This is a genomic window from Saccharopolyspora sp. NPDC045839 (assembly GCF_056431645.1).
In genome coordinates, this window is record NZ_JBWKKH010000018.1 from 17,646 (window position 1) to 29,518 (window position 11,873).

The 11,873-nt window shown below is 68.7% G+C and carries 10 protein-coding genes; 7 read left to right on the plus strand and 3 right to left on the minus strand.

Annotated features, from left to right (window positions below):
• Positions 1-5: 5 nt before the first annotated feature.
• A complete protein-coding gene (locus AC07EQ_RS23995) occupies positions 6-653 on the plus strand; it encodes a hypothetical protein (protein ID WP_478390142.1) in 648 nt (215 codons plus the stop codon).
• A 61-nt stretch (positions 654-714) separates the two neighbouring features.
• On the opposite strand, the gene AC07EQ_RS24000 is transcribed toward AC07EQ_RS23995, so the two are convergent.
• Both AC07EQ_RS24000 and AC07EQ_RS24005 read right to left on the minus strand, forming a co-directional pair.
• Entirely contained in the window at positions 715-1,554 is an 840-nt protein-coding gene (locus AC07EQ_RS24000) for an arylamine N-acetyltransferase family protein (RefSeq protein WP_478390143.1), read from the minus strand.
• 437 nt (positions 1,555-1,991) lie between these two features.
• Positions 1,992-2,231 carry an HC3 family zinc finger protein gene (locus tag AC07EQ_RS24005; protein ID WP_478390144.1) on the minus strand — a complete coding sequence of 80 codons (240 nt, stop codon included), beginning with the start codon at positions 2,229-2,231 and terminating at the stop codon, positions 1,992-1,994.
• Positions 2,232-2,668: 437 nt separating this feature from the next.
• Between AC07EQ_RS24005 and AC07EQ_RS24010 the strand changes: the two genes are divergently transcribed.
• The 3 genes from AC07EQ_RS24010 to AC07EQ_RS24020 all read left to right on the plus strand — a co-directional run bounded on the left by AC07EQ_RS24010 (position 2,669) and on the right by AC07EQ_RS24020 (position 4,652).
• Positions 2,669-3,544, plus strand: coding sequence for a Scr1 family TA system antitoxin-like transcriptional regulator (locus tag AC07EQ_RS24010; protein ID WP_478390145.1), 876 nt, complete (start codon positions 2,669-2,671; stop codon positions 3,542-3,544).
• A 22-nt stretch (positions 3,545-3,566) separates the two neighbouring features.
• Positions 3,567-3,944 (plus strand): DUF397 domain-containing protein, encoded by a 378-nt coding sequence (locus AC07EQ_RS24015; protein ID WP_478390146.1) that lies wholly within the window; start codon positions 3,567-3,569, stop codon positions 3,942-3,944.
• A gap of 210 nt (positions 3,945-4,154) precedes the next feature.
• Positions 4,155-4,652 carry a hypothetical protein gene (locus AC07EQ_RS24020; RefSeq protein WP_478390147.1) on the plus strand — a complete coding sequence of 166 codons (498 nt, stop codon included), beginning with the start codon at positions 4,155-4,157 and terminating at the stop codon, positions 4,650-4,652.
• Between the two features lie 56 nt (positions 4,653-4,708).
• On the opposite strand, the gene AC07EQ_RS24025 is transcribed toward AC07EQ_RS24020, so the two are convergent.
• Positions 4,709-4,960, minus strand: a complete 252-nt coding sequence (locus AC07EQ_RS24025; protein WP_358582041.1) for a Smr/MutS family protein — start codon at positions 4,958-4,960, stop codon at positions 4,709-4,711.
• 171 nt (positions 4,961-5,131) lie between these two features.
• On the opposite strand from AC07EQ_RS24025, the gene AC07EQ_RS24030 reads away from it, so the two are divergent.
• The 3 genes from AC07EQ_RS24030 to AC07EQ_RS24040 are packed head-to-tail and all read left to right on the plus strand — an operon-like array spanning position 5,132 to position 11,825.
• Entirely contained in the window at positions 5,132-7,822 is a 2,691-nt protein-coding gene (locus tag AC07EQ_RS24030) for a hypothetical protein (RefSeq protein WP_478390148.1), read from the plus strand.
• Between the two features lie 20 nt (positions 7,823-7,842).
• Positions 7,843-8,751, plus strand: a complete 909-nt coding sequence (locus tag AC07EQ_RS24035; protein ID WP_478390149.1) for a hypothetical protein — start codon at positions 7,843-7,845, stop codon at positions 8,749-8,751.
• Positions 8,736-11,825, plus strand: coding sequence for an AAA family ATPase (locus AC07EQ_RS24040; RefSeq protein WP_478390150.1), 3,090 nt, complete (start codon positions 8,736-8,738; stop codon positions 11,823-11,825). The genes AC07EQ_RS24035 and AC07EQ_RS24040 overlap by 16 nt, the downstream gene beginning before the upstream one ends.
• Positions 11,826-11,873: the final 48 nt, after the last annotated feature.

The following is an 11,873-nucleotide window of genomic DNA, read 5'->3' on the forward strand; positions in this document are numbered from 1 at the left end:
ACAAGGTGCCGGACTTCCTCCGCGCCGCGAGCTTCGTCACCAACCCGCAGCTGAGGTCGCACCGCTACTCGGTCACCTCCCGCACCGGCCCGATCAACATCGCAAGACTCGCCTACGAACTCGGGCATGGAGGCGAAGACCGAGGAGCCATGACCGGACCGGCGATGAACACGGGCGGCCAGTGGGTCGCCCGCCCCCGCCCGCAGCCGTCGATCTCGCTGCAGGATCGCGTGGCGACCGTCGAACTGACCAAGAAGGTCGTGCAAACCCTGGTCCGGGAGTTGCACAACCGCGACGGTGACCTGCACCTGACCCTGGTGGGCGACGCCGTGCACCGGCACGAGGCCCCGGACGTGATCTGGACCGCCGCACTGGGGTACCTCGCGCAGCGGCCGGAACTCGCCGGGCTGGTGCGGACCGTCACCGACCGCGAACTGGCCACCATCACCGGCGACCAGCACGAGGAGCGCCGCGTCGAACTGCCGGAGCAGGCCCGGAAGCACCTGCGGTTCCTGCCCGGGAAGGAGACGCACCGGCTGGCCGAATACTCGCGGCCCGCCAAGATGACGCAGGATCTGCCCGGGCCGGACACCGCGTCGGACGGCGCAGCGGGCCAGGACCACGAAGGCGGCTCCGACCACCACAATCCGTAAGACCGCAGTCGGTGCCGGAGCCGCAGCACCAGGACGTGAACTGGTACCTGACCGTCGGGTACTAGGCGTTGATCACTTCGTCACTTGCGTGGCCCTCGTGCTGCTCGACGAGCCGCTGCCACAGTCGATCGCGCTCATCGCCGGTGAACAGGGTCCTCTGGATCCCGAACACGTCACCTGCCGCCGTCCACCATGCTTCGGGGGATTCGAGTACTTCTTCGGCACCGTGGCGGTTCAAGGTCAAAGCTTTGAGAGTGTCGACGCCTGTCGCGTCGCGGCGCATCAGCATGCAGAGGCGGACAAAACCCGACTCCGGCGCTGTCGACAGCCACACCCACTTTTCCGCGAAGTCGGCCATCTTCGCGACGCCGGGCGCAACGTCGAAACCGACAAAGGCACCCGCCGGGTCGTGGTCGAACCGCCAGCCGCCCGGTGCCACCTCGGACGGCCGGATCCGGTAGGTGTAACGGCCCTGGTCATACGAACCTTCGCGCAGCAGTAGCGGCAAATGGAAGCCGTCTCCCAACCCGGCGTCCACCAGCCACGCCGCTTCGGGGTCTTCCGGCAGGCCGGTGATGGTCAGCGCCAGGTGATTCCGGCTGATTTTCGGCGGATCCTCCGTGCTGTGCTGCACTCCGCCAAGATGGCGGGTGACCTGGTAACCGAGCTCGCGCAGCAGCGCGGAGAAGGCGCCATTGAGGTGGTAGCAGCCGCCACCGCGGCCCTGCAGTATTCGCGCTGTCGAGGCCGACGGATCCAGCGAGGGCGGCTGTCCGAACTGGAGATCCAGCATCTCATAGGGCACCCGTTCGACGTGTGCAGCCTGCAACCTCTGCAACGCCGCCAGGCTCGGCGGTTCATGTTCGAGACCGAGTCGTGCCAAGTAGCCAGGTACGTTCACGGCGGGAGTATAAGATTCTCCGGGCGCGAACGGGAACCCTTTGTTGCGCGAACGGGAACCCTCTGTTGGTCGCCCCCCGCGGGGCGCGAGAGTGACGGGGACGCACCAAGACCAGGCCAGGTAGTGATCGAGCCGGAGGGTGTCCAACCCGCAGGACGTGTAGTTCTTGTCGTTGGGGTTGCGGCCGGGCGGTGTGTCGGGGGGACGTCCACTCCGCCCGGCCGCGCGGCTCGATGCCGCCGCGAGTAGGGGAGGGCGCGGCATCGGGCCGGGTTTCTAGAGCGCGCGAAGGCGCTGGATGATTCGGTCTTTGAGCTCGTGGTCGATTCGGGCCCAGACGGGCGGCTCGGTGAATCGCCAGGCGTGGTTGCCGGTGGTCGGGGTGTCGTCGGGTTCGGGGTCGACTGGGGTGCCGTCGGGCCACCGCATGGGAGAGGTCACCGGGGCCAGCCCTTCATTTCTTTGAGCAGCGCGTTGCAGTCCGGGCATGTCCTGGCGTGAATCCAGTCCATTTCGGACGGGTTGGCCAGGGCGAAGGTGCTGCCGCAGAACGCTTCGTCGGCTGTGCCGGCGTCCAGGCGGGTGCCGGCGAAAGCGTGTCGCACGAGGCCGTAGGCGCTGGACTCGTCCGGCACTGGCAGCCAGAAGTAGCGCTGCTGTGTCTCGGGCTGGGACATGAAGACTCCAGTGTTCGGGGGTTGTAGGGGTGGGCGGGCGGCGCGCGGAGCCCGAGAGGGCGCGCGGTGTCGGGGAACACCGCTCGGTCTCGACGCAGCGCCGCCCGCCTTATACGCCCGGTCCGTCCCGTCGGGAGGGGGCACGGACGGCCCGGGCAGGTTTCAGAGGTGCTGAAGGTCGTTGGTGAAAGCGAACTTCTGCATCACTCGGCGCGAGTAATCCAGGGTGATCGGGGCTGGCAACGGGAGGTCCTCCAACCGGCGAGAGTCTTTGAGGTCAGGCGCGGGTAACCTTGAACTGGAGATCGACATGAGGTAACCATAAGCAGATAATCAACCTTTGACTAGCCGCCTGATCGGGTGTGCTTGGGCGATACCCTCCTTCGCGAAGGGAGGTAGCTCACGCAGGCCCGGACTCCTGCTGAGAGGCAGCCACGATGGCAACCATCCGTACGGCAAAGAAGTTGCTGCTCGGACGCGAGATCGCGCACATGATCGAAACTGCGGGCATCTCGCAGACTGAAGCTGCCAAGTTGATCGAGACGAGTCAGAGTCGGATCAACGCGCTCATCGGCGGCACCGGTGCCATCGCGCCTGGTGACTTGATGCTGTTGGCGTCGAAGCTCGGCTTCACTGACGAGGGCTACCAGGAAGCGTTGCGCGAAATGCGGCGCGACAACCACAAGCGGGGCTTCTGGAGCGCAGGGCACAACCGCGCCTACGGGGAGGAGGTGCGCCTGCTGGTTGATCTTGAGAAACACGCGGATCAGATTCGCTGGTCCCAGGTCGAAGTCATCCCTGGCCTGCTGCAGTGCGAAGCGTACGTACGGGCCATGTATGCGGATCTGCCTGAGATCGACGGCTTGACGCTTGACGAGCGTGTGAACGCCCGTCTTGCTCGACAAGACATCCTCGACAAGTCCAAGCCGCCGTCCTTGCGGTTCGTGCTTTCCGAGTCCTGCTTGCGTCGGATGTGGGGCGGTGGGCGTGAGGTCATGCGCCAGCAGCTTGACCACATGATCAAGCTCTCGAATCGAGAGAATGTCATGATCCAGGTGATGCCCTACGAGTCTGCTCCTGGGCGCAAGTCGCCGATCGGCAATCACTTTGTGCTGCTTCGTGTTCCTTCGCCGGGCCAGGCCGGACCGCTGGAACTGGCGTACGTCGAAGGCGTGGGCGAGATTCGATATATCGATGACAAGAAGGCGCTCGCTGCGCACGACACTGCTTGGGCGCGACTGAGTGCTGCCGCTCTGAACTTTGCCGAGACCCGCAAGTTCTTTGCACAGGTCGCACGCGAGTTCAAGGAATAGATCCAAATATCAAGGAGTCCGCATGAGCGCCATGCCGCCGTTATTTGCTGAAGGTGAGTTCCGCAAGGCCACCCGCAGCCAGCCCGATCAGTCGTGTGTACGGGTGGCCCGGCGGGATGGTTGGGTTGAGCTGCGTGATGACAAGACGGTGTTCGGCGCGCCGGATGATCACCGGTTGGTGTTCTCCGCGGAGGAGTTCGATGCCTTCTTAGCTGGTGCTCGGGAGGGTCGGACCGAGGGGCTGTGCCTGGAGATCACCCGCCGCGACGCGGACGGCATGCACGTGTTCCGCCGGCGCGGCTGGGCAGCCGTCGAGCTGGTGTTCACCGAAGCCGAACTGCTGGCGTTCCAGGACGGCATCACCAACCACGAATTCGACGCAATCGCCTACGCCGCATAGGTTTTCCGCTGTCGCCCGCGTGTAAAGCCGTGAGTGTTTTGGCGCTATGGCACCCCAAAACACTCACGGCCCCTGACCTGCCGGAACGTCGCTCCAGGCTGAGTGAACGGCACTTTCACGCCCCCCGCCCGGAACGATTGAACCGGATGCCGCTCGGCGTACGTGTGCTGGCAAACAGGTCCGTGCACCGAGAAGGCATGGAGGGACTCCGTGACCGAGCCCGGCAGCTGGAGCGAGTTCGAGCGGATGGAGCAGCGGAAAGCTCAGGATGAGCAGCTGATCCGGGAGTGGGAACGAGCCAACGGCAGCGAGCATGTGCGGCACGTGCGCAACTTCGTCGAGCACGTGCGCCGGGACATTGGCGTCAACGGCGTCATCGGTCAGGTCGACATCAAACCGGTCGACGGAGGGATCGAGGTCGTCGCTGGGTATCGCATGGAGTCGGACCCGGTCGATGGTCTGCCAACTTTGCGCCCGTCGGTGTCGAGTCCGGATTCGTCCCGGCCAGACTGCGCTGGCGCGGGCGCCTGCGGGGTGGGTGAAGTGAGCACACCCCTGATGAAGCGTGTCGAACCGCTGTCTGACCTCGTGTTCCCGGGCGAGCCAGCGACGCAACCCGACTGGGGTGGTCCAGGCGGTGCCGGCGCGGTCGCCGATGTCGAAGGTCAGCAGGCCAGTGCGACTGGGTGGAGCGGGCCCCAGGCCTGATCTCTGCACCGGTGGACCACAGTTTCAATTGAAACTGTGGTCCACCGGTGCCGGCGTCAGAAGTGCACCAGCACCCGGCCGTCGTTGTTCGGATCGACCTCCACGGAACGGTAAAGGCGCTTGAGATGCGCCGCACCTAGCATCTTCACGACCCGGTTCTGCAGCGTCTTCTTCCCTTTGCCGACGATGATCTCGGCCATCGGGATCCGCTCGCGTGCGGCCCGGAAGATCACATTGCGCACCGCCTGATCGATGTCGCGGTCGCTACGGAAGATCGGGTGCAGATCGACCGTGATCTTGTCGGCCATGCGGGACTCCTCCTGAGTGCGTGACGGGTAGTAGCGCTGCGATCGACACCACGCTACGAGCACGTTGGGAAGGCGGTCGGGGGTTCATTCGGGCAAAGCCCGCAGTGGGTTCGCGGGCGGTGAACCCTGGCGCTGTGTGTGGCCGTGTCCATGACGGTGAAGGGAGGCACGGTGGACGCGCCGATCGAGGTCGAGCGGATTCGGCACGCTCTCGTGGTCAGCCGTTCAAAAGCTGACGACGAAGCTGTCGCTCTCGCTGAGGCACTGCCGCAGGAACGTGGCCGCACCACGGTGGTGGTCGGCGCGTCGGCGCTGGCTGCGGTGGCGCAGCTCGATCCGTGGGTGGTGGCGGACATCGCCGGGGCGACCACACGCAACTTGCGAATCCTCGCGCCGAGCCTGTCGTCGGTGGCCGAGGACGGCTCACCATTGCCGGGACGGACATTGTCGGAGTGGCTCGGCGTCGAGGTCGTCGTGCCGGCCGGCGTCCCGCGCACCCTGGCGGACGGGAGCCTGTTCGTGCCCGGCTCCGGCCCTGGGTGGGTCGCCTACCGTTCGGGGCGGCCGGGTGTCCCGCTCGGGCCACGGCTGCCGAATCCGGAATGGCAACGCCCGCTGGCCATGCCGTTGCCGGAGGGCGTCACGCAGATTCCGCTCGGGCTGTGGGTTCGCGGTCCGGGGAGCCCGGAGCGGCCCGACGACCAGCTGTCCACGCGACCGCCGGACCCCGATCGGATGTACGTCGTCATCGGCGCTCCCGGCGAGCAAGCTCCGTCACCGGCGGCTGTGGCCGCGGTGTTGCGCACGCTGCCGGACGAGGTGCGTGAGCGCGCGGTGCTGGCGGAGTACGGCGGCCGGGGTGTGGCCAGTGCCGTGGCTGACGAACTTGGCGTGCCGGTGCGCGCGGCGCATGGTGTTCCGCTTGAAGGGCGCCCGGTGCTTCTTGACGAATCGGGCCGTCCGTTGTGGCGCCCGTTCGCGGTGGAAAGTGTGTATCTGCCCGGGCGTGGGCCGGTGCTGGACCGTTGGGTCGCGCCAGGCCCTGCGATGCCGTTGGCTGCCCCTGGTTCGTATCGGCTGGCCGATGGGTGGCGGGTCGACGTCGTGGCGCGCGGGCTGCTGGTGCGCCCGGACTCGCAGGCCCCGCGCCCGGAGTGGCTGGCCGAGCCAGGGCCGCACGCTGACCTGGTGGTGGCTGCTGACTGCGCGGTGCCCGCGGAGGTGCTGTCGGCGCTGGACGGTCTGATCCACGGCCTGCCGGAGGATGCCCGGGAGCACCTGCGGGTCGTTCCCGCATCCCAGCACGCCGCCGAGGCGGTCAACCGGCTCGGTGCGGCACCGGGCGCGGAGCGCGGCGAGCCCGCGCAGGCACCCCAGGCGGCCCAGGCGCCCACTGTGGCTACGCCCCCCGTACGTGAGGCACCGCGCGACAAGCGGCCGGTGGCGGGAATCGTGGTGACGACGGACGGCCGGATGCTGCCGGCCGAGCCGATCGTCGCCAGTTCGGTCGGGGACTTCCGGCCCCCGGCAGCGCCCGGTGTGATCGGCGCCCCGGTGCCTGCGGAGCCCAGCAAGCCCACCACGCCGGTCGCGCCCGCCACGGTGTCGGCGACCACGCCGCCGCAGCAGCTTCGGGTGACCCCGGAAGCGGCACGCCCGCCGCAGCAGCTTCCGGCGACCCCGGGAGTGGCCGAAGCAACCAACTCGTCCCGCCAGGAGCCTGCGGTACTCCCGAAGACCTCGGCCGGTACACCCCCGCCGGTCGAGTCTGGCCCGCCAACAACGGGCCAGATCCCCGCCGGTGGGTCGGTTCTTGTCCCACCAGGACCGGCCCACCGCGGGGTCAGGGCTCCGTCGGAGCCGCCGAGTGACAGGCCGATGACCACAGTGGACCTGCCACAGCGGACCGAGACCGCGGCCGAGCCGCGGCGCCCGCAACCGCCCGCTGACCCGCCTGCATCGCTCCCGCCGCTGGTCGCCAAGGCCGGACGGGCACCACGGGACACGCCGCCCGCCGACCCGCCAGCCGCACAGGCCGCGACGGTCGCCGCGCCGCCTGAACCCGAAGCCAAGGTCTCGCCGACCCCAGCCCAGGAACCGGCCGAAGCTCAGGAGCCGGTCGAGGAGCCAGCTCAGGCGACGGTCGAGGAGCCGGTCGAGGAGAAGGTGCAGCGCCAACCGCGGCGAGAACCGCTCGAGGTACCCGCGGACGCACGCAGCACCCCCGAGCAGCGGAAGAACGTCCGCACCAGCCTCGGCTCGAAGTACGACGTGGCCACCCGCGCGGTCACCAAGCTGCTGTCCGAACGACCGGGACTGCGGGCCGGCCGGGGCGAGGAGGCCGCGATGCTGGCGGAGCTGGCCGTGGTGCGGGTGTTCGGTGAGGAGCCGGGCGGCGATTACGACACCGATTTCCACGTGTGCCTGACCAGCGGCCTGCGCCGCCTCCCCACGGTGCGTGCAGTGGTCGTGCGGGGCATCCCCGACGACACGGTGCTGGCGCCGGGCGCGGTGGTGCGGTTGCGCGAGCCGGTGGTGGCGGCTCCGGCGGCGCAGCCGCAGTCGGTCGGCGGGACGGAGGCGCTGATCTGGGTCTCCACCGCCCGTCGTCTCGACGGCCTGGTGCGCAGCGTCGGTGCGGACGAGGTCGACATCTCCGGCGATGTGGTGCTGCCAGGTCAGACCCGGCTCAAGGTGCTGGGTGTGGAGGGCGGCTCGGTCCGCCGGATCCTGTTCGCCGAGGACGGTAGCGACGGCGAGGAGATCCTTGCCCGACTCCGTGCCGTGGCCAAGGAACGCGCCGACGCCGAGCTGGACAAGCCGGTGTCGGACCGGTGGTACGGCCCGTTGCACGCCGCATAGCCGGAAGGATGATCCGCCGCATGGACGACCTGGCCGACGAGTACGAATCGCCGCGGCTCACCGTCGATCTGGATCCGCACGAACGCCTCCTCGAGCTGGCAGGCCGCGCCCCGGACGGCTGGCTGGCCGTTGCCCGCGAGGTGCTGGCCGGCGGCGACCGGCAACGGCTCAACGAGCTGGTCGGCGCGCTGCTGCCGCAGCTCGAAGGGCGTCCCGTGGTGCAGTACCGGTTCACACCGGATGCCGATGGGGCCTGGGACGGGCCTGACCGCGCCGTCGTGGCGTCGGTGCGGGCCGCGCACGGCACGGCGGCGTGCTGGGCGACGATGCGCGACGGCGTCGACCGCGTCTACCTGGTGCAGGCCGATGACGGTGCGAATCTGTCGGCCGTCACCATGGCCGTTCAACGGGTTGCCGGCCATCAGAGCGATCCGCGCGTCGAGGTGTTCGCGGCGGGCACCGACCTGCCCGACTACCACAAGACCGCGCTGCGCTCGGCCGTCCTGCTCTGGACTCGTGAGCCGCCGGCGGAGGTGAAGGTCGCGCGGACGTTCGACGGCGCGTCCGGCGACGAGGGCCCGTGGTTCGATTCCGCGCACGAGCTCGTGGTCGACTCCACCGAGCGGCAACGGCTGCTGGACTTCCTCAGCAGCGGCGAGATCGTGCTGGAGACCGACCTGCGGATGACCGACCTGGTCTCCGGGGCGGCCGGTGCGGTGCCCGCCGGCCTGCGCTCCGACGGCGTGTGGGTGTGGTCGGACGCATCCCGCTACTACCTCGACCGACATCTGCTGGCGCCGGACGCCGCGCTCGCCGCGCATGCGTTGGCCAGCGGGCGAGCAAGCCGCATGACCCCACTGGACCGCTACCGCGTGTGCTCGGTGCTGAACCCGGAGAACGAGGAGGGCCCGCTATGGCGAGCAGAATGACCGGCACGCGGTCGATGCTGGGAGTTTCGCCCAGTGAGCCGGAGTGCTTTCGCACCATCACCGACGCGATCGCCGCGGCGAAGGACGGCGACGTCATCTCGGTGCGGCCCGGCACCTACGCGGAATCGATCGTGCTGGATCGCGACATCACCATCTCCGGTGCGGGAGCACCCGGCCAGGTGCGGGTGGAGGCATCCGGCGATCCGGTGCTGCGGCTCGATGTCGAGCACGCGGCGGTTTCCGGCATTGAGTTGGCGCACCGCGACGGGGAGATCGCGGTGGATCTGCGGGCCGGAGTCCTTGAGCTCGACGAGTGTGTGCTGGCCGCCGAATCCGAGGTCGCCGTCGCCGCGCGGAGCCGCACGGAGCTGAAGGCCCGTGAATGCGAGCTGCGCAACTCGGGCGGCGCGGGCCTGCTGGTGTACGACAACGCCCGCGCCGAGCTGAACGCATGCACGCTCGCGTCCATTTCGAGTACGGCCGTGGTATCTCGTACCGGCGGTTCGGCGACGTTGGTGGACTGTGTGGTGACCGATGCCAACAGCGCACTGCTGGTGGCCGACCACGGCCGGAGCACGCTGCAACGCTGCCGGATCGACAAGATCGCCGACAACGCGATCGTCGTCGAACAGCACAGCCAGCTGAAGATGAACGACTCCGACATCTCCGACGTGCGAGGTGTGGTGCTGCTCGCGGCAGCCGAATCGGTGCCCGTGCTGCGCGACTGCCGGATCAGCGACGTCGACGCGCAGGCCGTGGTGGCGATGCAGAACGCCACGGTCGAGCTGGAGCGGGTTGGGATCGCCAAGGCCGGCGGGCATTCGGTGCAGGTGTTGGACGGATCGACGGCCCACCTGTCGGCCTGCACCTTCACCGACGCCGGGCACGACGCGGTGACGGCAAGCGCCGACGGCGTCGTGAAGCTCACCGGCTGCGACATCACCGGTGGCGCGGCCGGCGGGGTCGTCGCGGACGGCCAGGCCGAAGCCACGGTGTCGGATTGCCAGGTGAGGCGGACGACGGGCCCGGCGTTGTCCGCACGCGGCGAGGCCACGCTTGCCGTGGACGGTGGCATCCTCCGCGAGTGCGGCTCCGGCGCGGAATGGCACGGGCAGTCCGGCGGCGGAATGATTTCCTGCACCGTCCGCGACAACGTTCGTGACGGTGTCGCGGTGTTCAGCGACGAGCCGGTGGAGATCCGGCGGTGCCGCATCGACGGCAACGGTGACCAGGACACCCGGTTCGAAGGATCCAGCGTCATCTTCGACGACAACGGCGAGCCGGGTGAGTCGCGCGAGCCGCGCCTGTCGGTGGTCCAGGAGAAGTCCGGTGAGCCCGGTGAATCAGACGAGCCGCAGGACACCGGAGAACCCCGCCACGCCGACGAACTCGACAAGCTGCTGGCCGAACTGGACGACCTGGTCGGTCTGGACGGCGTGAAGCGCGAGGTGGAGACGCTGGTCCGGTTGCACCAGATGGCCGAGCGTCGCGCCGCGGCCGGTCTGCCGTCGCCGCCGATGTCGCAGCACTTGGTGTTCACCGGCTCCCCCGGTACCGGTAAGACGACGGTCGCGCGGTTCTACGGCCGTATCCTGGCCGCCCTTGGTGTGATCCGGAAGGGGCAGCTGGTCGAATGCGCCCGGCCTGACCTGGTGGCTGCCGTGGTCGGCGGCACGGCGCTCAAGACCGCGGAGGTCTTCGAGAAGGCCCTCGGCGGTGTGCTGTTCATCGACGAGGCGTACACCCTGTCCCAGGGCGGTGGCGGCGGTGGCCCGGACTTCGGCCGGGAGGCGATCGACACGCTGGTCAAGCTGATGGAAGACCACCGTGACGACGTGGTGGTGATCGTCGCCGGGTACACCAACGACATGCGGCAGTTCCTGGCCGCGAACCCGGGCTTGTCCTCCCGGTTCACCCGCACCATCGACTTCGCCGACTACTCCTCGTCCGAACTGGTCACCATCGTCGAGGGGATGTGCCAGAACCACCACTACCAGCTGGAGTTCGAGACCCGTTCCGCGCTGCACGGGTATTTCACGGCGTTGCCGCGCGACAGCTCCTTCGGCAACGGCCGCACCGCCCGCAAGGTGTTCGAGGAGATGGTCGGACGGCAGGCCTACCGGCTCGGCGACGACCGGTCGGTGACCGCCGCCCAGCTGACCCGGCTGCTGCCGGAGGATCTTGGGCCGCTTCCCGGGGCCGCCGTGGGGGCCGGCGCGGGCAAGATCGACGAGGAACGGGTCGAGCAGCTGCTCGGCACCCTGCGCAGCCTGGTCGGGCTGGCCGAGGTGAAGGCCGAGGTCGCGGCGATGGTCGACCTGCTGGCGTCCGCGCGGCAGCGGGAGGCGGCCGGGCTGCCGTCGCCGCCGGTGAGCAGGCACCTGGTCTTCGCCGGACCTCCGGGCACGGGTAAGACCACCGTTGCCCGGCTGTACGGATCGCTGCTGTCCGCGATGGGCGTGCTGGCGCAGGGGCAGGTCATCGAGGTCGCGCGGGCGGACATGGTCGGCGAGTACGTCGGCCACACCGCGCGCCGGACCACCGAGGCGTTCGACCGTGCCCGCGGCGGCGTGCTGTTCATCGACGAGGCGTACACGCTGTCCTCCGGTGGCAGCCGCGGCAGTGGGCCGGACTTCGGCCGGGAGGCGATCGACACGCTGGTCAAGCTGATGGAGGACCACCGCGACGAGGTGGTGGTGATCGCCGCCGGATACGAGCAGGAGATGGCCGGGTTCATCGCCGCCAACCCCGGTCTGTCCTCGCGGTTCTCGCACCGGGTGCGCTTCGCCGACTACACCGCCGACGAGTTGGTCACCATCTTCAACCAGCACGCAGCCGAGTCCGGTTACGAATGCACTGGGCCGTCCGTGGCGGCGTTGCGGGCGCATTTCGCGGCGGTGCAGCGGGGGAGTTCTTTCGGTAATGGCCGTTATGCTCGCCAGGTTCTGGATGTGGCGATTGCGCGGCATGCTCGTCGGACGCGGGGTTTGGTGAATCCGACGTTGGATGATTTGTGTGTGCTGCATCCCCAGGATATTCCGGGGCCGGTTCCGGTTGGTGAGCAGTCGGTGTAGTTGGCGCGAGTGCCGAGTTAGGGGATAGGTAAGCTAAAAGGGGCGGTT